The organism is Pantoea sp. F_5, assembly GCF_008631595.1.
Classification (GTDB): Bacteria; Pseudomonadota; Gammaproteobacteria; order Enterobacterales; family Enterobacteriaceae; genus Pantoea; species Pantoea gossypiicola.
On record NZ_VWUO01000003.1, the window covers coordinates 109,309 to 131,646 of the forward strand.

21 protein-coding genes and 1 riboswitch are annotated in these 22,338 nt (G+C 56.0%); of the genes, 12 read left to right on the plus strand and 9 right to left on the minus strand.

What is annotated here, in order from left to right:
• Positions 1–88 precede the first annotated feature (88 nt).
• Together dnaG and rpsU are read right to left on the minus strand one after the other, a co-directional pair.
• Positions 89–1,834 carry a DNA primase gene (gene dnaG / locus F3I44_RS05210; protein WP_150014798.1) on the minus strand — a complete coding sequence of 582 codons (1,746 nt, stop codon included), beginning with the start codon at positions 1,832–1,834 and terminating at the stop codon, positions 89–91.
• 118 nt (positions 1,835–1,952) lie between these two features.
• On the minus strand, positions 1,953–2,168 hold the full coding sequence (gene rpsU / locus F3I44_RS05215; protein WP_001144069.1) for a 30S ribosomal protein S21: 216 nt from the start codon (positions 2,166–2,168) through the stop codon (positions 1,953–1,955).
• 277 nt (positions 2,169–2,445) lie between these two features.
• On the opposite strand from rpsU, the gene tsaD reads away from it, so the two are divergent.
• A complete protein-coding gene (gene tsaD / locus F3I44_RS05220; protein WP_150014796.1) occupies positions 2,446–3,459 on the plus strand; it encodes a tRNA (adenosine(37)-N6)-threonylcarbamoyltransferase complex transferase subunit TsaD in 1,014 nt (337 codons plus the stop codon).
• Between the two features lie 35 nt (positions 3,460–3,494).
• Here tsaD and plsY read toward each other — a convergent pair whose 3' ends face one another.
• Positions 3,495–4,094 carry a glycerol-3-phosphate 1-O-acyltransferase PlsY gene (plsY, locus tag F3I44_RS05225; RefSeq protein WP_150014794.1) on the minus strand — a complete coding sequence of 200 codons (600 nt, stop codon included), beginning with the start codon at positions 4,092–4,094 and terminating at the stop codon, positions 3,495–3,497.
• A gap of 108 nt (positions 4,095–4,202) precedes the next feature.
• On the opposite strand from plsY, the gene folB reads away from it, so the two are divergent.
• Both folB and bacA read left to right on the plus strand, forming a co-directional pair.
• Positions 4,203–4,562: a bifunctional dihydroneopterin aldolase/7,8-dihydroneopterin epimerase gene (gene folB / locus F3I44_RS05230; protein ID WP_150019320.1), complete on the plus strand. Its 360-nt coding sequence runs from the start codon at positions 4,203–4,205 to the stop codon at positions 4,560–4,562.
• Between the two features lie 191 nt (positions 4,563–4,753).
• Positions 4,754–5,572: an undecaprenyl-diphosphate phosphatase gene (gene bacA, locus F3I44_RS05235; RefSeq protein WP_003848438.1), complete on the plus strand. Its 819-nt coding sequence runs from the start codon at positions 4,754–4,756 to the stop codon at positions 5,570–5,572.
• Positions 5,573–5,587: 15 nt separating this feature from the next.
• Here the strand turns inward: bacA and F3I44_RS05240 are convergent, their stop codons facing one another.
• Both F3I44_RS05240 and F3I44_RS05245 read right to left on the minus strand, forming a co-directional pair.
• Positions 5,588–6,820 carry a multifunctional CCA addition/repair protein gene (locus F3I44_RS05240; protein ID WP_150014792.1) on the minus strand — a complete coding sequence of 411 codons (1,233 nt, stop codon included), beginning with the start codon at positions 6,818–6,820 and terminating at the stop codon, positions 5,588–5,590.
• Between the two features lie 158 nt (positions 6,821–6,978).
• Positions 6,979–7,599 (minus strand): TIGR04211 family SH3 domain-containing protein, encoded by a 621-nt coding sequence (locus tag F3I44_RS05245; RefSeq protein ID WP_008925741.1) that lies wholly within the window; start codon positions 7,597–7,599, stop codon positions 6,979–6,981.
• Between the two features lie 271 nt (positions 7,600–7,870).
• Between F3I44_RS05245 and F3I44_RS05250 the strand changes: the two genes are divergently transcribed.
• The 3 genes from F3I44_RS05250 (at position 7,871) to hldE (ending at position 13,562) form a co-directional block, all read left to right on the plus strand.
• Positions 7,871–9,181 (plus strand): inorganic triphosphatase, encoded by a 1,311-nt coding sequence (locus tag F3I44_RS05250; protein WP_150014790.1) that lies wholly within the window; start codon positions 7,871–7,873, stop codon positions 9,179–9,181.
• Positions 9,182–9,214: 33 nt separating this feature from the next.
• Positions 9,215–12,067 (plus strand): bifunctional [glutamate--ammonia ligase]-adenylyl-L-tyrosine phosphorylase/[glutamate--ammonia-ligase] adenylyltransferase, encoded by a 2,853-nt coding sequence (glnE, locus tag F3I44_RS05255; protein ID WP_150014788.1) that lies wholly within the window; start codon positions 9,215–9,217, stop codon positions 12,065–12,067.
• A gap of 70 nt (positions 12,068–12,137) precedes the next feature.
• Positions 12,138–13,562, plus strand: a complete 1,425-nt coding sequence (hldE, locus tag F3I44_RS05260) for a bifunctional D-glycero-beta-D-manno-heptose-7-phosphate kinase/D-glycero-beta-D-manno-heptose 1-phosphate adenylyltransferase HldE (protein ID WP_150014786.1) — start codon at positions 12,138–12,140, stop codon at positions 13,560–13,562.
• Between the two features lie 37 nt (positions 13,563–13,599).
• Here the strand turns inward: hldE and F3I44_RS05265 are convergent, their stop codons facing one another.
• Positions 13,600–13,989 (minus strand): accessory factor UbiK family protein, encoded by a 390-nt coding sequence (locus tag F3I44_RS05265; protein ID WP_150014784.1) that lies wholly within the window; start codon positions 13,987–13,989, stop codon positions 13,600–13,602.
• 171 nt (positions 13,990–14,160) lie between these two features.
• A riboswitch (FMN riboswitch) is annotated at positions 14,161–14,318 on the plus strand.
• Between the two features lie 110 nt (positions 14,319–14,428).
• Between F3I44_RS05265 and ribB the strand changes: the two genes are divergently transcribed.
• Together ribB and ygiD are read left to right on the plus strand one after the other, a co-directional pair.
• Positions 14,429–15,085 (plus strand): 3,4-dihydroxy-2-butanone-4-phosphate synthase, encoded by a 657-nt coding sequence (gene ribB, locus F3I44_RS05270; protein ID WP_150014782.1) that lies wholly within the window; start codon positions 14,429–14,431, stop codon positions 15,083–15,085.
• Between the two features lie 234 nt (positions 15,086–15,319).
• Positions 15,320–16,105 (plus strand): 4,5-DOPA dioxygenase extradiol, encoded by a 786-nt coding sequence (gene ygiD / locus F3I44_RS05275; protein ID WP_150014780.1) that lies wholly within the window; start codon positions 15,320–15,322, stop codon positions 16,103–16,105.
• A 52-nt stretch (positions 16,106–16,157) separates the two neighbouring features.
• On the opposite strand, the gene F3I44_RS05280 is transcribed toward ygiD, so the two are convergent.
• The 3 genes from F3I44_RS05280 to tolC all read right to left on the minus strand — a co-directional run bounded on the left by F3I44_RS05280 (position 16,158) and on the right by tolC (position 19,606).
• On the minus strand, positions 16,158–17,318 hold the full coding sequence (locus F3I44_RS05280) for a glutathionylspermidine synthase family protein (protein WP_150014778.1): 1,161 nt from the start codon (positions 17,316–17,318) through the stop codon (positions 16,158–16,160).
• 7 nt (positions 17,319–17,325) lie between these two features.
• Entirely contained in the window at positions 17,326–17,997 is a 672-nt protein-coding gene (locus F3I44_RS05285) for a DUF1190 family protein (RefSeq protein ID WP_150014776.1), read from the minus strand.
• Between the two features lie 142 nt (positions 17,998–18,139).
• The gene (gene tolC / locus F3I44_RS05290; protein ID WP_150014774.1) at positions 18,140–19,606 is read right to left on the minus strand and encodes an outer membrane channel protein TolC; all 1,467 of its coding nucleotides are present in this window, start codon (positions 19,604–19,606) and stop codon (positions 18,140–18,142) included.
• Positions 19,607–19,819: 213 nt separating this feature from the next.
• Here tolC and nudF point away from each other — a divergent pair, with 213 nt between their 5' ends.
• Genes nudF through yqiA form a run of 4 tightly spaced genes read left to right on the plus strand, consistent with a single transcriptional unit; the run spans position 19,820 to position 22,332 of the window.
• Complete coding sequence (nudF, locus tag F3I44_RS05295; protein ID WP_033734725.1) at positions 19,820–20,455, plus strand: ADP-ribose diphosphatase; 636 nt, start codon at positions 19,820–19,822, stop codon at positions 20,453–20,455.
• Complete coding sequence (locus F3I44_RS05300) at positions 20,452–20,877, plus strand: DUF1249 family protein (protein WP_008925735.1); 426 nt, start codon at positions 20,452–20,454, stop codon at positions 20,875–20,877. The genes nudF and F3I44_RS05300 overlap by 4 nt, the downstream gene beginning before the upstream one ends.
• Before the next feature lie 42 nt (positions 20,878–20,919).
• The gene (cpdA, locus tag F3I44_RS05305; RefSeq protein ID WP_150014772.1) at positions 20,920–21,747 is read left to right on the plus strand and encodes a 3',5'-cyclic-AMP phosphodiesterase; all 828 of its coding nucleotides are present in this window, start codon (positions 20,920–20,922) and stop codon (positions 21,745–21,747) included.
• Between the two features lie 3 nt (positions 21,748–21,750).
• The gene (gene yqiA, locus F3I44_RS05310; RefSeq protein WP_150014770.1) at positions 21,751–22,332 is read left to right on the plus strand and encodes an esterase YqiA; all 582 of its coding nucleotides are present in this window, start codon (positions 21,751–21,753) and stop codon (positions 22,330–22,332) included.
• The last annotated feature ends 6 nt before the right edge of the window (positions 22,333–22,338 follow it).

Sequence of the window (22,338 nt, forward strand, 5' to 3'; positions counted from 1 at the left end):
CTTTGATTCCTGTGCTGATGGCCTGGCTTAACGCTCCCGGCCTTAAAACAGCCACGCTGCCCTTCGTCAGAACGGGCAGCGTGATAAATTACTTCCTGGCAAACGCCTGACTGAGTGTCCAGAGTTCACGACGCTCATCGGCGCTCAGTCCCTGGGTGCGCTCACGCGCAATCAAAAATTCCAGGCGCTCTTCAAGAGCAGAGTCGTAGATGCTGGCCAGCGAGTCCTGAAACACCGCTTCGGCTTCTTCATCTACTATCATGTGGTTCCAGATCGCCAGCGTTTCAAGCGTCTGACTAAAATTTGTTCCGCGATATAACTCTAGTAGCTGTCCGGTGGTCAATCCAGGATTCTCAGTACAACGACCCACTAACTCAATAAATAGCGGTAAACCCGGCATTTTTGACTCAGACAGCCCATCAAGCGAAGGTACCATAGTAGCCAGCTGCGGGTTCTGAATCAGAAGGGCGATCAGCACACGCATGGTGGTCCGTTTCAGCGGTGGCGCAACTGGTGCCGTTCCGCTTGAAGCCTGCTTCGGCATCAGCTTTTCAAGCTGATTGTCGTCAAGAATACCGAGCTTGTTCCCCAGTTCCTGACGCATATAAATACGTAAGGTCTCACCAGGGATCTGGGTAATCAGCGGTAAAGCCAGTGTGCTCAGACGCGCTTTTCCGTCGCGTGAGCTCAGATCTACCTGCGGCAACAGGCTATCAAACAAAAACGAAGAGAGCGGCATCGCCTGCTCCATCCTCGCTTCGAAAGCGGCTTTACCCTCTTTACGTACCAGCGTATCCGGGTCTTCGCCATCGGGTAAAAACATAAAGCGTAGCTGACGACCATCATTCATGTAAGGCAATGCGGTCTCAAGCGCACGCCATGCCGCTTCACGACCCGCCCTGTCGCCGTCGTAACAGCAGATCACGGTGTCGGTACTGCGAAACAGCAACTGAATGTGTTCAGCCGTGGTGGAGGTGCCCAGCGACGCAACGGCATAATCGATGCCATACTGCGCCAGCGCAACCACGTCCATGTATCCCTCGACCACTAACAGGCGGGCGGGTTCAGGATGATTTTTTACTGCTTCATACAGGCCATAGAGCTGGCGGCCTTTATGGAAAATCGGTGTTTCCGGCGAATTCAGGTATTTCGGCGTTTCGTTACTCAGGACACGTCCGCCAAAACCGATGACGCGGCCACGCTTATCGCGGATCGGAAACATGACGCGGTCGCGAAACCGGTCATAGGTACGGCCTTTGTCATTGCTGACCAGCATGCCCGCTTCCATCAACGATTCACGGTCTTCCGATTGCTTACCAAAACGCTTGAGAACGTTATCCCAGCCGGCTGGCGCATAACCTATGGCGAAATGATTGATGATGTCGGCGCTCAGACCACGACGATCAAGATAGTCGCGTGCTGGCTGCGCACTGGATTGCTGCAGACCCTGCTGATAAAAACCGTTCAGGCTCTCCATCAGCTGATACAGGCTCTGGCGCTGATGGCGTTCCATCTGGCTTGGCCCGCTGCCTGCTTCGTAAGGCACGTCTAAACCGTGGGAAGTGGCTAACTCTTCAATACTTTCAACAAACTCCAGACGATCAAAGTTCATTAAAAAGTCGATAGCGTTGCCATGTGCACCACAGCCAAAACAGTGATAGAACTGCTTTTCGCCGTTTACGGTGAAAGAGGGCGTTTTTTCATTATGGAAAGGACAACACGCATGGAAATTCTTACCCTGCTTTTTCAGCTTAACGCGGGCATCGATAAGATCCACGATATCCGTGCGGGCAAGTAAATCGTTGATAAATACGCGTGGAATTCGTCCAGCCATACGCCCCAGATTTTCAGCTCATAAACGGCAACAAGCCGCGCTTCCTTTCGGAAAGCACGGCCTTTTACTTGACTCTGTCTGCGTGAATCACGCGGTGGAGGCGGACCTCCGGAACGACTTAGTACAGACGAGTGCGGCGTGCGTTTTCGCGAGCCAGTTTCTTGGCGTGACGCTTAACTGCTGACGCTTTAGCGCGCTTACGTTCGGTAGTCGGTTTTTCATAGAACTCACGACGACGAACTTCAGCCAGAACGCCTGCTTTCTCGCATGAACGCTTGAAGCGACGCAGTGCTACGTCAAATGGCTCGTTTTCACGTACTTTAATTACCGGCATGTAACTCTCACCTCGATAAAATTCGGTTTTGCTGCTGACTGCGGCGCCAGCACATTTCAAAATGGTGCAGCATTTTACTCCAACTCATGTTGGTTTGTAAAGCACCATGGATAATTTGAAACCAACAGGAGCGTTTGCCTGTGCGGCTGCCGGTTTTTCCAGGGGCGGGAGTATAGCGCACTCTTTAGCCGACAGAAAATGACTTTTTACGCGGGATGTCCGCGCTGCACCTCCCATTGCTGTGATAAACTGCGCGCCGCAAGAATGAGGTGATGCAATGCGAATTCTGGGTATTGAAACGTCGTGCGATGAAACCGGCATCGCAATCTATGATGACGAGGCTGGATTACTGGCTAACCAGCTCTACAGCCAGGTAAAACTGCACGCTGATTATGGTGGGGTGGTGCCGGAACTGGCCTCACGCGATCACGTGCGTAAAACCGTGCCGCTGATTCAGGCGGCGCTGAAAGAAGCGGGGCTTGAGCCGCAGCAGATTGATGCCGTCGCTTACACTGCCGGTCCCGGACTGGTCGGCGCGCTACTGGTCGGTGCCACCATTGGTCGCGCGCTGGCGTTTGCATGGAAAGTGCCTGCCGTGCCGGTTCATCATATGGAAGGCCACCTGCTGGCACCAATGCTCGAAGAGAATCCACCGGAGTTTCCGTTTGTCGCACTGCTGGTCTCCGGCGGACACACCCAGCTGATTAGCGTCACCGGCGTCGGTGAATATGAATTGCTGGGTGAATCGATCGATGATGCTGCGGGCGAAGCCTTTGATAAGACGGCGAAGCTGCTCGGTCTGGATTATCCGGGCGGGCCGATGCTGTCGAAGATGGCGCAGCAGGGCACGGCGGGGCGTTTTACCTTCCCGCGGCCGATGACCGATCGTCCGGGCCTGGACTTCAGCTTCTCCGGCCTGAAAACCTTTGCCGCTAATACCATTCGTGCCAACCCTGATGATGCGCAGACCCGTGCTGATATCGCCCGCGCCTTTGAAGATGCGGTGGTGGATACACTGTCGATCAAATGCAAGCGCGCGCTGGATCAGACCGGCTTTAAGCGTCTGGTGATTGCCGGTGGCGTCAGCGCTAACCGCACATTGCGCGAGCAGATGGCGATCATGATGCAAAAGCGCGGCGGGGAAGTGTTTTACGCCCGTCCAGAGTTCTGTACTGACAACGGTGCGATGATCGCGTACGCGGGCATGGTGCGGTTAAAAGGCGGAACACGGGGCGAGTTAAGCGTCAGCGTGCGACCGCGCTGGCCGCTGGCGGAGTTGCCCGCCATCTGAAATAAAAAAAGCCGGCTTGCCGGCTTTTTTTATGGCTAAGATTTCTTTTTGCGCTTCCAGATCTTGCCTTCCTGACCGCGCCACAGCCGCTGAATATTATCGTGATGACGCAGCAGGATCAGACAGGAGAGCATGGAAACCGGAAAGGTGAACTGCGGTTTGAACCACCAGACATAAAATGGCGCGATCAGTGCACTGACAATCGCCCCCAGCGAGGAATAGCCGCTGAGTAGAACTGTGAGCAGCCAGGTGCCGGTGACCAGCCCGGTTAAGTCCCAGCCAATCGGCGCAATCGCGCCAAATGCCGTTGCGACGCCTTTGCCACCGCGAAAGTGAAAGAACACCGGATAAATATGACCGAGACAGGCGGCAATGGCGGTCAGGCCAAGATAGAGCGGCGTCACGTGCATCAGATAAGCCAGCCAGACCGGTACCATCCCTTTCAGCACATCAAACACCAATACGCTGGCTGCTGCGGCTTTACCGCCCAGACGCAGTACGTTGGTGGCACCCGGATTACCGGAACCGTGTGTGCGGGGATCGGGCAGGCCAGCGAGTTTGCAAACCAGAATCGCACTGGAAATCGAACCGCAAAGATACGCGAAAATAATCATACCAAGCGCGAAAGCACTCATAACACCGTACCGTTCCCTTTAGGGTCGTTTTGATCTCATCAACCGTGGATAATACGCATAATCCGCCGGAAGTGGTATCCGGCTTAGCCAAAAACAGAGACCCTCATCATGGATATCGTATTTATAGAACAACTCACGGTGTTCACCACCATTGGCGTTTACGACTGGGAACAGGGTATACAGCAGAAGCTGGTGCTCGATGTCGAAATGGCCTGGGATAACCGCCTGGCAGCCAGCAGCGACGATGTGAAAGATTGTCTCAGCTATGCCGATGTCTCCTCGGCGATTCTTACCCATCTGAACGGGGGGCGTTTTGCCCTGGTTGAGCGGGTGGCTGAAGAAATCGCGGATCTGTTGATGAACCGTTTCAATTCGCCTGGCGTACGCATAAAGGTAAGCAAACCGGGCGCTGTAGCCCAGGCTGCGCAGGTTGGCGTGCGAATTAAGCGCGGGACTATTCCTAAATAAATACGATGTGATTGCCATCACAATGAAACCAAACCAAATTACTGTCTGTCATAGCGTGGACCGTTTCGTTACAGCAGGCGAAACGGAGCGGAACTTAAGGTTTAATTCAGGCTAATTGCGGCATGATTTCAGGCGATAGCAACGCGCTACCGCCTTTTTAATGGTTTTGAAACGGATAGAGGAAACATTTGATGGCAGATATTCATCAGCTTTGGGTAGCTGCAATCCTGGGCGTTGTGGAAGGGCTGACCGAATTTTTACCGGTCTCATCCACAGGGCACATGATTATAGTGGGTCACCTGCTGGGCTTTGAAGGTGAAAAAGCCGAGACCTTTGAAGTTGTGATCCAGTTAGGATCGATTCTGGCTGTAGTAGTGATGTTCTGGCGTCGTCTGTTTGGCCTGATCGGCATTCACTTTGGCGAAGTCAAACATGAAGGTGTCGGCACCGGTCGTCTGTCGCTGATCCATATCCTGCTGGGCATGGTTCCGGCTGTGGTAGTGGGCCTGGTGCTGCACGATCAGATCAAAACGCTGTTCAATCCGATCAACGTGATGTACGCGCTGGTCGTGGGAGGGGTTCTGCTGCTGGCCGCAGAGTATCTCAAGCCAAAACAGCCGAAAGCCGTAGGCGTCGATGATATTACCTATCGCCAGGCGTTTATGATTGGCTGTTTCCAGTGCTTAGCGCTGTGGCCGGGCTTCTCACGTTCCGGTGCAACCATCTCCGGCGGGATGCTGATGGGGGTGAGCCGCTATGCCGCGTCAGAGTTCTCCTTCATCCTGGCTGTGCCAATGATGATGGGTGCGACCGTACTGGACATGTACAAGAGCATCGGCTTCCTGACCATGGCAGACTTTCCGATGTTCGCCGTGGGCTTTGTCACGGCGTTTATCGTGGCGCTGATTGCGATTAAAGCCTTCCTTGAGCTGATCAAACGCATCTCTTTTGTCTCGTTCGCCATTTACCGCTTCATCGTGGCGGCAGCGGTTTACATGGTCTTCATGTAAACCCGTGGCAGCCTGCTAGTCAGGCTGCCCGATCGCCAGACCCTGCGCGACGGCGGCGATTCGCCGTCGCGTCATCTCTTCCCGCACTTCCATCCCTTTAAAGCCCGCTTCGACAACAGCTTTAGTTGGCACCGCCTGTGCCAGCGCAAAAGCACGACGCAAATAGTCGCCCTGCGGATAAGGCATACTCTCCAGCCCGGCACGCCCACGCGCATCTGCTTCGCTGGTCAGCGCCATCTGCTCAACACGCTGTGGCTTACGCCAGGCATCGATGCGGTCAAACAGCGCCACCAGCGACGCCGCAGATTGCCGTTCAATGGTGTGCACCATGTCGTGAAATTCGGTCACGATCAGCGCCAGATCGCGAATTGCGTTGGGCACCCGCAGCCGCTGACACAGCGCCTCGACCAGTGGAACGCCTGCCAGGCCATGACCGTGATGGCTTGGCCACAGCTCAGGGGGTGTCAGCGCTTTACCGACGTCATGGAACAGCGTAGCAAAGCGCACATCGATTTCGCTGGAAAGCGCGGCGGCCATCGCCAGCGTCATCAGCGTATGCACACCGGTGTCGATCTCCGGGTGCCATTTAATCGGTGCAGGAATACCAAACAGATTATCCAGCTCAGGAAACAGCACCTGCAACGCACCGCAGTCGCGCAGCACCTGAAAATAGACCTGCGGATTACGTGAATTCAGCGCTTTTTCCGTCTCTTTCCACACCCGTTCGGCAGTGAGATTCGACAGCTCACCGCTTGCGGCCATCTGCTGCATCAGTCGCTGAGTTTCGGGGGCAATACGAAAGTTGAGATGGGCAAAACGCGCAGCAAAGCGCGCGACGCGCAATACCCGCAGCGGATCTTCACTGAAGGCTTCCGAGACGTGACGCAGCAGGCGCTGGGCAATATCGCGCTGGCCGTTGTAGGGATCAACCAGTTCGCCGTTTTCATCCCGGGCGATGGCATTGATGGTCAGATCGCGGCGCTGTAAGTCCTGCTCCAGCGTCACGTCGGGTGCGGACCAGGTGACAAAGCCGGTGTAGCCTTTCCCGTTTTTCCGCTCAGTCCTGGCCAGCGCATACTCTTCGCGACTGACGGGATGCAGGAAAACGGGAAAATCGCGACCGACCTGTTGATAACCCTGCTCAAGCATGGCTTCGGGCGTGGAACCTGTCACCACCCAATCTTTGTCTGTAACCGGCAGATTCAGCAGCGCATCACGCACCGCACCGCCAACAAGAAACGTCTTCACGCAAAACTCCAGAGAAAAAGAAATAACCTGCACGCCGGGCATATCCCGCGCCTGAAATCAGCAGTGCATCTCACTTTATTGTTGCACAGATTCTTCGGATTGCAGACATGCCAAAGGGGGGATCCTGCGATCCCCTGCTCAAACCCGACAGAAGGGAGTCAGTTCATCCAGCGATCGCTTTTCTTACGGCGCGGCAGCATGTGCGGCAGTAAGAGTCCCAGTAGCAGGCCAACACCCAGCACGCCGCCGCCATACATAAACCACTGCATGATGATGGTGCGCTGCTTGTCATCCAGCTGAACGTTAGCGGCGCTGACTTTCTTCTGGGCGACGATCAGCTCATTTTTCAGCTTCTGGTTCTCGCCTTTCAGCCCGTTGATCACGCCATCGCTGCTGGCGACTTTGTTCTGCATCTCGGCGGTACGCTGGTTCCAGCTGTTGTCGATGTTATCCAGCTTGGCTGTCAGATCTTTTACCTGCTGCTCAAGCTGCGGCACCCGGGTGCGCAGGCTCGGATTGGCGCTGAGTTGCGACAGGGGGATCCAGGTGGTGCGGCCTTCCGAATCACGGATCTGGCCATAATGGGTGTCATTGTTGGTCTGTAACAGCTGTACCTCTTCCCCGGCGTTCAGCTTACCGAGCAGGCGGAACTGATCGCCTGGCCCGCTGCGTACCCAGGTTGAGAGTTCATCAGAAACATAGCGTTTTTCGTCGGCGTGGGCAGGTGCAAGGGTGCTGAGGGCCAGCAAAGTGAGTCCAGCGAGTGTGATTTTTTTCATTCGATTTCGTTTGGCTTAGTCTGACTAAAATTTACCGGCACAGTCTGGAGAGGCCTCGCATAAATCTGAATGAGAACTATCCTGGTCTCATGAGAGTGCGAAAAGGTCTGCGAAAGAGCAAAGAAAGCAGAGACAGCGCGGCTTCTGTGCATTAATCTTCGCCTGATAACCCCTTGCCCTCCAGGCGACAGCGTGAGTAACCTGCTGATAATCGCCTGAAATATGCAGGAAAACCCCTCTTAAGTGCCAGCGGCGTAGTGAATAAAAAATTATGACCATCGAAATCGAACTAAAGTTCATTGCAACTCCACAGGCGGCCGGGAAACTGGCTGAACTGCTCTCCACTCTGCCGCATCAGCATCAGGCTGCTCGCGAGCTGACCAACATCTACTTCGAAACCGACGACAACCAGCTTCGGCGCTGGGACATGGGATTGCGTATCCGTGGCGTCGATCAGCGGTATGAAATGACACTGAAAGCGGCGGGCCAGACGCTTGGCGGGCTGCATCAGCGTCCGGAATACAACGTTGAACTCAGCGAGCCGGTGCTGGATATTGCTCGCCTTCCTGCAGACATCTGGCCGCAGGGTACCGATGTCGCGGCGCTGCAACAGCGGTTACAGCCGTTATTCACCACCCATTTCCAGCGTGAAATCTGGCTCGTCACGACGGGCAACAGTGAAATTGAAGTGGCGTTTGATCAGGGCGAGGTTACGGCGGGTGATCTCAGCGAACCGCTATGCGAGATCGAACTCGAGCTGAAGCGCGGCGAACGCCAGGATCTGCTGGCTTTTGCGCAGCAGCTGGCGGCGCTGGATGGCCTGCGTATGGGCAGCCTGAGCAAAGCCGCTCGCGGTTATCAACTGGCGCAGGGTAATCCGCCACGCCAGATTGAGGCTTTCCCGCTGCTGAAAGCCGGCGCTAAAGCGACGGTAGAGCAGGGCATGGTCGCTGCGATGTCGGCTGGCTTGCGTCACTGGCAATATCATGAAGAAGTCTGGCTGCGAGGCAACGCGGCGGCGCAGGATGCGGTGCGCGAAGCGCTGGATCTGCTGCGCCAGGCGTTCAGCCTGTTTGGTGCGCTGGTGCCACGCAAAGCCAGCAGCGCCCTGCGTCAGCAACTGACCACGCTGGAAGAGACGCTGGTGAACGAAGAGCAGGTGGCGGCGACGTTCTGCTTATCTTCACTCTCGGTTGAAACGCAGCTTGCGCTGACCCACTGGCTGGCTGAGTCTCAGTGGCGTCAGTGGATCGATGCCAAAGGGGAGGCCAAGCTGCAGGGTTCATTTAAGCGCTTCAGCGACATCATGCTGAGCCGCGTCAATGCTGACCTGAGAGAGACGTTCGTCACGGTCAGGCAGCCCAACGAATATCAGGACAAAGCCACTCGTCTGGCGCGTCAGCTGCTCACGGTGCATCTGCTGGCCGGATCCTATCCTGCAGAAACGGTGATGAGCTGGCTGGAACCGTGGCAGCAACTGCTGTCGGCGATTCATGAAAAGCAGTCATCCGGCTTAGCCTGGCTGACGTCGCAGGCTCTGAAACAGCAGCCATTCTGGCTCACCAGCGGCGCTGGCCGCTAACGAGTAATTCGTACCGCCATCAAGGAGGGAGTTATGTTGGCAGCACTTCCCGCGTTGCTACGCGATCAGGCTGAAGAGGCCGCCCGACAGCTTGGCGTTCCACTGGCTTCGCTCAGCCCGGAGCAGGCCGCCGGGCTGGCTTTCAGCGACTTTGTGCTGGAAAACCTGCAACAGCATCCCGACTGGTGGCAGACGATGCGCGATCAGCCGCCGCAGCCTGATGAGTGGCAGCACTACGCTGTGTGGCTAAATGAGGTGCTCAGCAGCATCGACAGTGAAGCGAGCCTGATGCGCGAACTGCGGCTGTTTCGCCGCCGTATGCTGGTGCGTATTGCCTGGATGCAGGCGCTGCAACACGCCACGACCGAACAGAGCCTGCAACAGCTCAGCGTCTTAGCTGAAGTGCTGATCAGCAGGGCGCGTGACTGGGTATATCAGGATTGCTGCCGTGATTTTGGTACGCCCTGTAATGCCGACGGCGACGCGCAGCCGCTGCTGATTCTGGGCATGGGCAAGCTGGGCGGCGGCGAACTCAATTTCTCGTCTGACATCGACCTTATTTTCGCCTGGCCGGAAAACGGCACCACGCGCGGCGGACGGCGTGAGCTCGACAATGCTCAGTTCTTTACCCGTATGGGCCAGCGGCTGATCAAAGTACTGGATCAACCCACCATGGATGGCTTTGTCTATCGTGTGGATATGCGGCTGCGGCCGTTTGGCGACAGCGGTCCGCTGGTGATGAGCTTCGCTGCGCTGGAGGATTACTACCAGGAGCAGGGACGCGACTGGGAGCGTTACGCTATGGTCAAGGCGCGACTGATGGGCGATGACCACGACCGCTGGAGCCTGGAGCTGCAGCAGATGCTGCGGCCCTTCGTTTACCGGCGTTACATCGATTTCAGCGTAATCCAGTCGCTGCGTAACATGAAAGGGATGATCAGCCGCGAGGTACGGCGTCGCGGGCTGAAAAACAATATCAAACTGGGCGCGGGCGGTATCCGTGAAACTGAGTTTATCGTACAGGTGTTCCAGCTGATTCGCGGCGGGCGTGAGCGCTCGCTTCAGTTACGTGCCCTGCTGCCGACGCTGGAGGCAATAAAAATACTGGCCCTGCTGCCAACTGAGCAGGTGGATGCGCTGCGTGATGCCTATCTGTTCCTGCGGCGGCTGGAGAATCTGCTGCAAAGCCTGGGCGACGAGCAGACCCAGACGCTGCCAGAAGATGAGCTGCATCGTGTCCGGCTGGCGTGGGCGATGAATTGTATCGACTGGCCTGCGCTGATGACCCAACTCGATGCTCAGATGGCAGCGGTACGGACAATCTTTGACGAGCTGATTGGGGAAGATACGCCTGAGATTGGCGATCAGCGTGAGCTGGGGGAGTTTCAGGTGCTGTGGCAGGACCAGCTGGAGGATAACGAGCTGGCACCGCTGGTGCCGCAGCTCAGTGACGATCATCGGCTTAGGCTGCATCAGACGCTGGAGGCGTTTCGTCAGGACATCAGCCGGCGTACCATCGGCCCACGTGGCCGTCAGGCGTTGGATCAACTGATGCCGCGTCTGCTGAGCGAAGTCTGCCCGCGTGAAGATGCGGCGGTGACGCTGAGCCGTCTGACGCCGCTGCTGCTCGGCGTGCTGACCCGCAGCACCTATCTGGAGCTGCTGACCGAATATCACGGTGCCCTGCGTCACCTGATTCGCCTGTGCGCGGCCTCACCAATGGTAGCCAGCCAGCTGGCGCGTCACCCCCTGTTGCTGGATGAACTTCTCGATCCCGCCACGCTCTATCAGCCAACCGCCACCGACGCTTATCGCGATGAGCTGCGACAGTATCTGCTGCGCATACCCACTGAGGATGAGGAGCAGCAGCTGGAAGCGGTGCGGCAGTTTAAGCAGGCGCAGCATCTGCGTATTGCCGCCGCTGATATCGCGGGCACACTGCCGGTGATGAAAGTCAGCGATCATCTCACCTGGCTGGCTGAAGCAATCATCGACTCTGTGGTGCGTCAGGCGTGGAACATGATGGTGCAGCGCTATGGTCGTCCCTCTCACCTGAGCAATGAACATGAACGCGGTTTTGCCGTACTGGGTTACGGCAAGCTGGGTGGCTGGGAGCTGGGGTATAGTTCTGACCTCGATTTAGTCTTCCTGCATGACTGTCCGGCAGACGCCATGACAGAAGGGGAGCGTAGCATTGATGGTCGTCAGTTCTATCTGCGTCTTGCTCAGCGCATTATGCATCTCTTCAGTACCCGTACCGCCTCCGGCATTCTCTACGAAGTAGATGCGCGGCTGCGTCCTTCCGGTGCGGCGGGCATGCTGGTCAGTACTTTTGACGCGTTTGAAGAGTATCAGCGCAGTGAGGCCTGGACCTGGGAGCATCAGGCGCTGGTCCGGGCGCGCGTGGTATTTGGCGAAGCAGCGCTGGGTGATCGTTTCAACGCGATTCGTCAAACGATTCTGTCGCTGCCACGTCCTGCAGATGTGCTGCAAACCGAAGTGCGTGAGATGCGTGAAAAGATGCGTGTTCACCTCAGCAACAAGCATAAAGGTCGCTGGGATATCAAAGCCGATGCGGGCGGCATCACCGATATTGAATTCATCGCCCAATATCTTGTCTTACGCTACGCCGCTGAGCAGCCCGAACTGACACGCTGGTCTGACAATGTGCGCATTTTTGAGCTGATGGCGAAGTACCATAAAATGCCCGCCGATGAAGCGCAGGCGCTGACGCAGGCTTATGTCACGCTGCGCGACGCTCTGCATCATCGCGCCCTGCAGGCGCTGCCGGGCCACGTTGAGCCAGAGGCTTACACAGCGGAGCGGCAGACGGTTCTGAACAGCTGGCAGCGCTGGCTGATAACGCCTGCGTCTATCCTGGCGTGATGCTGATAGCATAAATCGCAACTGTGCTATCATCCGCGCACTATTTTTAATGCAGTCTGGAGTGTCTGGAATGAAAGTGACTCTGCCCGCGTTCGGCCAAGCCGCAGTGCTGGTTGTTGGCGATGTAATGTTGGATCGTTACTGGTATGGCCCAACCAGCCGTATCTCCCCTGAAGCCCCGGTTCCGGTGGTGAAAGTGGACACGGTTGAAGAGCGCCCTGGCGGCGCGGCAAACGTGGCGATGAACATTGCAGCACTCGGTGCCGCGTCCCGGCTAATCGGCCTGACCGGTGAAGATGATGCGGCGCGCGTGTTAAGTAACACGCTGAAAGACGTCAACGTTCATTGTGACTTCGTGGCTGTCAAAAGCCATCCCACCATTACCAAACTGCGCGTGCTTTCCCGCAATCAGCAGCTGATCCGCCTCGACTTTGAAGAGGGCTTTGAACAGGTCGATCCGGAGCCGATTCATCAGAAGATGCGTGAGTCACTGGCTGCTGCGGGTGCGCTGGTGCTGTCCGATTATGCCAAAGGCGCGCTCTCCAGCGTGCAGACCATGATTACCCTTGCGCGCGAAGCGGGCGTGCCGGTCTTGATCGATCCAAAAGGCACCGATTTTGCGCGCTACCGTGGCGCAACGCTGCTGACGCCGAATCTCTCCGAATTTGAAGCCGTGGTCGGCAAATGCAAAAACGAAGAGGAGATCGTGGCGCGCGGCACGCAACTGATCGCGGATTTTGACCTCTCCGCACTGCTGGTGACCCGTTCAGAAAATGGCATGACGCTGCTGCAGCCAGGCAAAGCGCCGCTGCATCTGCCGACTCAGGCGCAGGAGGTCTATGACGTGACCGGTGCCGGTGACACGGTGATTGGCGTGCTGGCAGCAGCACTGGCTGCGGGCGACTCGCTGGAAGAAGCCTGTTTCCTGGCTAACGCGGCGGCGGGCGTCGTGGTGGGTAAACTCGGTACCTCGACCGTCAGCACCGTTGAGCTGGAAAATGCGATTCATGCCCGCCCGGAACAGGGTTTTGGCATCATGACGGAAGCGCAGTTAAAAGCCGCCGTTGAGATGGCCCGCCGTCGTGGCGAAAAAGTGGTGATGACTAACGGCGTGTTCGATATTCTGCACGCCGGTCATGTCTCTTACCTGGCGAACGCCCGCAAACTCGGCGATCGGCTGATTGTCGCGGTTAACAGCGATGCGTCCACTAAGCGTCTGAAAGGGGAGAGCCGTCCGGTCAATCCGCAGGAAAACCGCATGATCGTGCTGGGTGCGCTGGAAGCGGTCGACTGGGTGGTCGTCTTTGAAGAGGATACGCCGCAGCGGCTGATTGCGGGCATTCTGCCAGACCTGCTGGTCAAAGGCGGCGATTATAAGCCGGAAGATATTGCGGGTAGCAAAGAAGTCTGGGCAAATGGCGGCGACGTGCAGGTGCTGAACTTCGAAGATGGTATCTCCACCACCAACATCATCAAAACCATTCGCGGCAGCTAAGCAGAAAGTAAGCGGGAGTCTGGCTCCCGCTTAACGCTTATTCTGACTTGTTGTCCGGAACAGGTTTCACGACATCAGCAACCGGTGGCGGTGAAACGGCGGGTGAGGTGGCTACTGCAGCGGATGGTGTAGCCGCTGCAACAGGTGTTGTCGGTGCGGTTGCCGTTGGAGGCGTACCCGCTGATGAACCCTGACTTTCCAGCTGGGCCAGACGCTGCTCCAGCGCCGCCAGTTTCTCCCGCGTACGCAGTAATACCTGCGTCTGCACATCAAACTCTTCACGGTTGACCAGATCCATCCGGGTCAGCTGCGCCTGAAGGACCTGACGAATTTTCTTTTCGACATCATCACCAAACTCACGAACACCTTTAGGCATCGCTTCGTGAACCTGACGGGCAAGTTGTTCAATTTTTTTCGTGTCGATCATGATGATTTCCTGGTTACGGGGAGCTGTGTCAGCGTGTTTACCAACGTAATAAGTGTTAAGTGTAATGCCAGAAATGAAAAGGATAAACCTCAAATCGGTAACGCAGTAAATGCAAAAGCAATTGCGCTATTGATGATTGCCGCCTCAAACGATCGGCGTTATAGTTGAAAGGCTTATTCTCAGGGCGGGGCGCAATTCCCCACCGGCGGTAAATCAGCTTCGGCTGAAAGCCCGCGAGCGCTTTACCTTAATGAAAAGAGAGGTAAAGGTCAGCAGATCCGGTGTAATTCCGGGGCCGACGGTTACAGTCCGGATGGGAGAGGGTAACGACATCTGTCGGACAATTGTGTCTGCATCACGTTATTGCCACGTCTTTTTGACGTCACTCCTAAGCACGCCCTGATTCTGGTAACCCATACATTTTAAGGTTTTTATTACCATGAATCAGACGCTACTTTCTGAATTTGGCACGCCTGAACAGCGTGTAGAACGTGCTATCGCTGCCCTGCGTGAGGGACGCGGTGTGATGGTACTCGACGATGAAAATCGTGAAAACGAAGGCGATATGATCTTCGCCGCAGAAACCATGACCGTTGAACAGATGGCGCTGACTATTCGTCACGGCAGCGGCATTGTCTGCCTCTGCCTGACCGAAGCGCGTCGCCAGCAGCTTGACCTTCCCATGATGGTGGAAAACAACACCAGCTCCTTTGGCACCGGCTTCACCGTGACTATTGAAGCGGCTGAAGGCGTCACTACCGGCGTCTCCGCGCAGGATCGCATCACTACCATTCGCGCGGCCATTGCCGATGATGCTAAACCTGCCGATCTGCATCGCCCTGGTCATGTCTTCCCGTTGCGTGCCAGCGAAGGGGGTGTATTGACCCGTGGCGGACATACTGAAGCGACTATCGATTTAGTCACTCTGGCCGGCTTCAAGCCTGCCGGTGTGCTGTGTGAACTGACCAATGACGACGGCACAATGGCTCATGCGCCTGAAGCGATTACGTTTGCGCGTCAGCACAACATGCCGGTAGTCACCATCGAAGATCTGATCGCCTGGCGTCGCGAACACGAAACGCGCCACGCCAGCTAATCTCTGCTGCAATAAACAGGCCCCGATCAGGGCCTGTTTCATTTATGTCTCACCCCCATGACGCGGGCTCAACTCTCGCTTTTCCTCACTTCTCTCTGCTGAATGCCTGTGCCATCTGCCATGTCGAATTTCATTCAAATTTCCTGGTGATGATCATCATACTTATCCGCGTGCTAACCTGGCGAATGCGCGTATCGTAGTGGCTATTAAACAACCGGATGCCGGAGAGTACGAATGAGCCAGTTACGCATGCCAGCCCTGTTTTTAGGCCATGGCAGCCCGATGAATGCCCTTGAAGAGAACCGCTATACCGCCGCATGGCGTCACGCAGGCGACACGCTGCCACGTCCACGCGCCATTATTGCGGTTTCGGCGCACTGGTATACGCGTGGCACCGCCGTGACGGCAATGGCACAGCCGAAGACGATTCATGATTTTGGTGGCTTCCCACAGGCGTTATTTGATACGCGCTACCCGGCACCGGGATCGCCTGAACTGGCTCGGCAGCTGGCAGAGCAGTTAGCGCCCGTTGAGGTGAAGCTGGATCAGGATTGGGGACTGGACCATGGATCCTGGGGCGTCCTGATTAAGATGTACCCGGATGCCGATATTCCAGTGGTACAGCTCAGCATTGATGGCACTAAACCTGCGGCATGGCACTTTGAGATGGGCCAGAAACTTTCAGCACTGCGCGATCAGGGCGTAATGATTGTCGCCAGCGGCAACGTGGTGCATAACCTGCGTAAAGTGCGGTGGGATGGCAAAAGTGAAGTCTATCCGTGGGCCAGCAGTTTTGAACAGTTCGTCCGCGATAACCTGGCGGTACAGAGCGATGCGGCTTCTCATCCGCTGGTCAACTTTATGGATCATCCTGGCGCGGCGCTTTCTAACCCGACGCCTGAGCACTATCTGCCGCTGCTCTATGTGCTTGGCGCACGTCAGCCAGATGACGCCATCACTATTCCGGTTGATGGCATGGAGATGGGTGCCATCAGCATGTTATCGGTTCAGGTGGGTTAGGGCGGAGCTGAGAGAAAACAGGCCAGAAGCTGGCCTGTTATTATCGCGTCCGTTAACCGATAAAGGCATGCGGATAGAAACGGGAAAGATCCTGAGTGATCAGGTCGCGATCTTCACGCAGGCCGATCCCGGCTGGTTGATCGTCGATCAGCCAGCTACCAATCAGCGTATAACTGTCGCCAAATTTTGGCAGCGGATGGAACTGCTGGACGATCATTCCCTCTTCGCCGTACGGCCCATCAACGCGGGCAATCTCCTGACCATTCTCTACGATGCGGATGTTAGCGCCTTCACGTGAAAACAGCGGCTTCACCACATATTTGTCCATGTGCGGAACGTCATCTTCCGCGAACCAGGCGGGCAGCAGGTTAGGATGATTCGGGAACATCTCCCACAGCAGCGGCAGCAGAGCTTTGTTCGAGATGATGCTTTTCCATGCCGGTTCCAGCCAGCGCACGCCAGCATCGCCCAGCTTGGTTGAAAACATTTCACGCAGCATGAACTCCCATGGATAGAGCTTGAACAGGTTACTAATCACCTGATCATGGGCGTCGGTGAATTCACCTTTTTCGCCCAGGCCAATCTCATCAATATAGAGAAATTCACTCGGCAGGCCCGCTTCGGTGGCGCAATCCTGAAGATACTGCACGGTGCCACGATCTTCGTCGGTGTCGCGGCAGCAGGCGAAGTGCAGCCAGTTAAAGCCGTGCTGCTGATGCAATGCGGCAAAGCGTTCAATCAGCTTTTCCTGCAGGCTATTAAACTGATCGCTGCCAGCGGGGAGCTGACCGGCGTTAAGCTGGTCTTCCAGCCAGAGCCACTGGAAAAATGCCGCTTCATACAGCGAGGTCGGCGTATCAGCATTGTTCTCCAGCAGCTTTACATCACCCTTGCCATCCCAGGCGAGATCCAGACGAGAGTAAAGCGATGGCTGACGCTGATGCCAGGAATCGCGCACGAAATCCCAGGTGTGCTTAGGGATGCGGAATTTAGTCAGCAGCGCTTCGCTGTTGACCACTTTTTCCACCACCTGCAGGCACATCTGATGCAACTCAGCGGTAACCTCTTCCAGATGCTCGATTTGCGCCAGCGTGAACTGGTAATAAGCATCCTCACACCAGTAGGGCTCGCCATGCATGGTGTGAAATCGAAAACCGAACTCGGTGGCTTTTTCGCGCCAGCCCGGGCGCTCTGAAATGGCAATGCGTTCCATCGGGGCGTTAGCCTCCCATTGAGCGGCTGGAGGTGCCGGTGGCGCTGCTGCGCTGCATGCTGTTCTGCTTCGCGACGGTTTCACCGAAGCCACCACGGGTAATGGTCGATGTGGTCGCCGGTTTTGGTGCCAGCGCCGTTTTCGGCACGGTCATGGTTTTGCCAGAGGTCGCTGCGCCATAGTTACGGCCTGATGCATCAACAAACTGACCATTGGCCGGACTGCGCGGGTTTTTCGACGAGAAGAGCGGTTGCTGTGCGAAACCTGCGCCACCGCCCATCATGCGGCCCATCATGTAACCCGCCATCAGCGGCATCCAGAAGCTGCCGCCGCTCTGCTGTGATTCCGCATTGGTGGTGCCCACGCCTGCCTGAGCCGGTGTCTGCTGACACTGGTTTTCGCCGAATTCAGCGACACAATCTTCACGGGTGGCATATTTTGGCGCGGTGCGTTCCGCCTCTTTTTTGGCCTCATTGAATGCGGTGGTACATTGCGCACTCTGGCCCGGATTGGCTTTCGAACAGTCATCGGCGTTCTGGTACATCGAAACCGTTTCATCGTTCTGTTCACAGCCAGCCAGCATAAATACCGCCGAAACGGCGATAGCTACGGGCGTTAAATGGCGTGCCTGCCAGCTCTTACGAAAAGCGGCATAGCGAATAGATTTTGTGCGTTTCATTATGATTATCCTGTGCCCAAAGGTAGCGCATAGAATAGGGGATGGGGGGGTAAAATTGAAGCTGGAGGCCTGATGCAACAGGGATCTTTACTTAGTTATACGTTCAACAGAGAGGCGGGCCGCAAAGCAGCCCGCCTGCTGATTAATTACCGAATGGATTACCGCTGCTGTGGCGAGCCGCAGGACGCGCTGCCTCAGAAGAGCCGGTTGCCACCGGACCGCTATCCACACGTGCGGTCTGCTGGGCATTTTCCGGTGCCACGGTTTCCGGTGACGTCGGGATCTCTTTACCCAGCTGGCTGTTCAGTTTCTGCAGGCTCTGCTCATTGAGCGTACCCAGCGCATAGCTGATATTCAGCTGGTTAATCAGGTAGCTATAGCGTGCATCAGAGAGTTGCTGCTTCGCGTTGTAGAGCACGGTAGTCGCATCGAGCACATCGACGATAGTACGTGTACCCACCTGATAACCGGCTTCTGACGCATCGAGAGAGCTTTGCGCAGAAACGACGGCCTGTTTGTAGGCGTTGATGCTGCTGATAGACGCATTCACGTTGTTAAACGATGAACGCACGGTCTGAACCGCTGAGCGATGTGCACTTTCCAGCTGTTCGCTGGCGCTGACGAAGCTGTACTGCGCCTGCTTCACCTGAGAGGTGACGCTGCCGCCGCTATAGAGTGGCAGAGAGAAGCTCAGGCCAACCTGATTTGAACCGGTGATAGAGTCGGTAGAGCCTGCGCTCTGGTTCGCACGGCTGCCGCCATACTTGCTGTTTGACAGGCCGGTAGAGGCAGTCAGACCAAGAGTAGGCATATGACCCGCTTCCATCTGGCGGATCTGCTCACGGGCTAAATCCTGGTTCAGACGTGCGGAGAGCAGCGACAGGTTGCGGGCTTCCGCCTGTTTAAGCAGCGCACTGACCGGTTCAGGCTTATCGGTTCTGAAACGATCAATGCTCAGCGAAGCCAGCGACATGTAATCCATGCCGGTAATCTGACGCAGCGTTTCTACGTTATTATCAAGGTTGTTACGCGCGGTGACTTCGTTGGCCAGCACGCTGTCATACTGGGCGCGGGCGTTCTGTACGTCAGTGATGGCAACCAGGCCAACGTTAAAGCGCTGGGTGGTCTGATCCAGCTCGCGATAGATCGACTGTTTCTGCGCTTCGGTGTAAGAAAGCGTATCAATCGCTTTCAGCACATTGAAGTAGGCTGTGGCGGTGTTCAGAATCAGATCCTGCTGTGCGACCTGATAGGTGACATCCTGAATACCGGCCGCTTTTTCCTGCAGGGTCAGCGCACGCCATTTCGACATGTCGAAAATAGTCTGGGTTAATTGCAGCGAGCCACTGGTCGTGTTGGAATGAAGTCCGCTATTGTCGCGATACCCGCTGTTGTAGGTGTAGTCTGCACCCAGGCCGAGCTGGGGTAATAATGGGCTGCGCGCTTCGTTGATTTTCTCAAAAGCAGAATCGCGATCGGCAGCGGCGCTGCGCAGATCCGGGTTGCTCAGACGCGCTTGCTGGTAAACCTGAAGCAGGTCTTCGGCCTGGCTGGCGAAGCTGAAACCGCCCAGGCTCAGCCCAATAAAAAATGGGAGCAGTTTTTTCATTTGCATTCCTTTTGTTGCAGCAAATTGCAGTGGGTGCGCTGCCGGGTAAGCCAAAAAATTATCGCCGATTCTAGCAGAGGGCAACTGTGAGATAAGTTGGCTGAACGTGCCTTCTCCCCCTAATTTACGTAAATAATTCAGAAAGAACTACTTACATGGAGCACAGTTACTGGCTTTTTTCGCTCCACCCCAATCTGCACAAGGAACCTGATGATGCCGGAAGAAAAAAAATCCCCTGTGACTTTCACAAAAAACGATGTAGAAATTATTGCACGCGAAACCGTCTATGATGGTTTTTTTTCCGTCGAACGTTACCGCTTCCGCCACCGCCAGTTTAATGGCGAAATGAGTGGGGAAGTGCAGCGTGAAGTTTTTGAGCGCGGACATGCCGCCGTGCTGCTACCTTATGATCCCTTACGCGATGAAGTGGTGCTGATTGAACAGATCCGCATCCCGGCTTATGACAGCAGTGCTTCACCCTGGCTGCTCGAGATGGTCGCCGGCATTATCGAACCCGGCGAATCGGTTGAGCAGGTTGCGCGCCGTGAAGCCGTTGAAGAAGCAGGATTAGACGTTGGTCGGGTTAAGCCTGTGCTTAGCTATCTGGCCAGTCCTGGTGGCACCAGCGAACGTCTGTCGGTGCTGATTGGGGAAGTGGATGCCAGCCAGGCAGAGGGATGCCATGGTCTGGAGGAAGAGAATGAGGATATTCTTGTACATGTGGTGAGCCGCGAACAGGCTTATCGCTGGGTGGAAGAGGGGATAATTGACAATGCGGCGTCTGTCATCGCCCTGCAATGGCTGGCGTTGCACCATGAAAAACTACGCGAAGAGTGGATACAAAAATGAAACAGCGCTATACCCCTGACTTTCCCGAAATGATGCGGCTCTGCGAAACCAACTTCGCCCAGTTACGCCGCCTGCTGCCGCGCAACGATGAGGCGGGCGAATCGGTGATTTATCAGGTGAGTGGTGCCCGTTATCAGTTGACGATTCAGGAGTCGACGCGCTACACCACGCTGGTGGAGATCCGCCAGGTCGCGCCTGCCGTGAGTTACTGGAGCCTGCCTTCAATGTCGGTCCGGCTCTATCACGATGCGATGGTCGCCGAAGTGTGTTCAACTCAACAGATCTATCGCTTCAAAGCGCGCTATGATTATCCTAATAAAAAATTGCATCAGCGCGATGAAAAGCATCAGATAAACCAGTTTCTTGCAGACTGGCTGCGCTACTGCCTGGCGCATGGCGCAATGGCAGTTCCGGTCTGCTGATGCGTATAATGCAGTAAATGGCGTGGAGACGAAGGAAACGCTTTGGATAGCCTGCTAACTCTTCCTGCAGCGAACAGTTCCGAAATCAGGATTTTGCAAATCACGGATACCCACCTGTTCGCGGGAAAACATGAATCACTGCTGGGGGTGAACACCTGGTCGAGCTATGACGCGGTGCTGGATGCGATTATTGCGCAACAGCGCGACTATGACCTGATCATCGCCACCGGCGATCTCGCCCAGGATCACTCTGTTGAAGCCTATCAGCATTTTGCTGAGGGTATTTCACGTTTACCGCGACCCTGTGTCTGGCTGCCTGGTAATCACGATTTTCAGCCCGCGATGGTCGACACGCTGGCGGCAGCGCACATCAATGCCCACAAACAGGTGCTGATGGGCGAGCAGTGGCAGATTGTGTTGCTCGACAGCCAGGTCTACGGTGTCCCACATGGGATGCTGAGCGATTATCAGCTGGAGTGGCTCGACAACGCGCTGGCTCGCTTTCCGCAACGCCATACGCTGATCCTGCTGCATCACCATCCGCTGGCCTCGGGCTGTACCTGGCTCGATCAGCACAGCCTGCGCAATTCCCATCAGCTCGATGCAGTGTTACAGCGCTACCCGTTAGCCCGGACGCTGGTTTGTGGTCATATTCATCAGGAGCTGGATCTGGAGTGGCATGGCCGTCGCGTACTGGCGACGCCGTCAACCTGCGTCCAGTTCAAACCGCACTGCACCAGCTTTACGATTGACACCGTGGCACCTGGCTGGCGCTGGTTTACCCTGCATCCGGATGGCGGCCTTGAGACCGAGGTCAACCGGCTCGACACCGACGCTTTTCGTCCCGATTTAGACTCAGAAGGATACTGACGCGTGGCGGCATTGCTTTATCTGCACGGTTTTAACAGCTCGCCGCAGTCGGCGAAGGCAACGCAGTTCCGGCAATGGTTAGAGGCGCAGCACCCCGGGATCGAGATGCTGGTGCCTCAGTTGCCGACTTTTCCGGCCGATGCCGCAGCCATGCTGGAAGATCTGGTGATGAGCCGCAGTGGCGAAACGCTGGGGCTGGTGGGCTCTTCACTGGGCGGTTATTACGCCACCTGGCTGTCGCAATGCTTTATGCTGCCCGCCGTGGTCGTCAATCCTGCGGTGCGACCTTTTGAACTGCTGGCGGATTTCCTGGGCGAAAATCAGAATCCCTACACCGGCCAGCAATATGTGTTAGAGTCACGCCACATTTACGATCTCAAAGTGATGCAGATTGAACCGCTGGAAGCGCCCGATTTACTCTGGCTGCTGCAACAGACCGGCGATGAAGTTCTCGATTACCGTCAGGCGCTCGACTATTACAGCGCGTGCCGTCATACGGTAGAAGAGGGCGGAAATCATACATTTACTGGATTCGAGCGCCATTTCCCGCAGATTCTGGACTTTCTCGGTCTGAATCATCCCTGAGTAATG

What these genes read in the sequence shown, in the direction of transcription:
- F3I44_RS05250 (WP_150014790.1), top strand. Translation starts at nt 7,871, where the DNA reads ATGACCATCGAAATCGAACTAAAGTTCATTGCAACTCCACAGGCGGCC.
- F3I44_RS05245 (WP_008925741.1), bottom strand. Translation starts at nt 7,599, where the DNA reads ATGAAAAAAATCACACTCGCTGGACTCACTTTGCTGGCCCTCAGCACC.
- glnE (WP_150014788.1), top strand. Translation starts at nt 9,215, where the DNA reads ATGTTGGCAGCACTTCCCGCGTTGCTACGCGATCAGGCTGAAGAGGCC.
- ribB (WP_150014782.1), top strand. Translation starts at nt 14,429, where the DNA reads ATGAATCAGACGCTACTTTCTGAATTTGGCACGCCTGAACAGCGTGTA.
- bacA (WP_003848438.1), top strand. Translation starts at nt 4,754, where the DNA reads ATGGCAGATATTCATCAGCTTTGGGTAGCTGCAATCCTGGGCGTTGTG.
- tsaD (WP_150014796.1), top strand. Translation starts at nt 2,446, where the DNA reads ATGCGAATTCTGGGTATTGAAACGTCGTGCGATGAAACCGGCATCGCA.
- plsY (WP_150014794.1), bottom strand. Translation starts at nt 4,094, where the DNA reads ATGAGTGCTTTCGCGCTTGGTATGATTATTTTCGCGTATCTTTGCGGT.
- nudF (WP_033734725.1), top strand. Translation starts at nt 19,820, where the DNA reads ATGCCGGAAGAAAAAAAATCCCCTGTGACTTTCACAAAAAACGATGTA.
- folB (WP_150019320.1), top strand. Translation starts at nt 4,203, where the DNA reads ATGGATATCGTATTTATAGAACAACTCACGGTGTTCACCACCATTGGC.
- F3I44_RS05300 (WP_008925735.1), top strand. Translation starts at nt 20,452, where the DNA reads ATGAAACAGCGCTATACCCCTGACTTTCCCGAAATGATGCGGCTCTGC.
- tolC (WP_150014774.1), bottom strand. Translation starts at nt 19,606, where the DNA reads ATGAAAAAACTGCTCCCATTTTTTATTGGGCTGAGCCTGGGCGGTTTC.
- F3I44_RS05285 (WP_150014776.1), bottom strand. Translation starts at nt 17,997, where the DNA reads ATGAAACGCACAAAATCTATTCGCTATGCCGCTTTTCGTAAGAGCTGG.
- F3I44_RS05280 (WP_150014778.1), bottom strand. Translation starts at nt 17,318, where the DNA reads ATGGAACGCATTGCCATTTCAGAGCGCCCGGGCTGGCGCGAAAAAGCC.
- rpsU (WP_001144069.1), bottom strand. Translation starts at nt 2,168, where the DNA reads ATGCCGGTAATTAAAGTACGTGAAAACGAGCCATTTGACGTAGCACTG.
- hldE (WP_150014786.1), top strand. Translation starts at nt 12,138, where the DNA reads ATGAAAGTGACTCTGCCCGCGTTCGGCCAAGCCGCAGTGCTGGTTGTT.
- F3I44_RS05265 (WP_150014784.1), bottom strand. Translation starts at nt 13,989, where the DNA reads ATGATCGACACGAAAAAAATTGAACAACTTGCCCGTCAGGTTCACGAA.
- ygiD (WP_150014780.1), top strand. Translation starts at nt 15,320, where the DNA reads ATGAGCCAGTTACGCATGCCAGCCCTGTTTTTAGGCCATGGCAGCCCG.
- dnaG (WP_150014798.1), bottom strand. Translation starts at nt 1,834, where the DNA reads ATGGCTGGACGAATTCCACGCGTATTTATCAACGATTTACTTGCCCGC.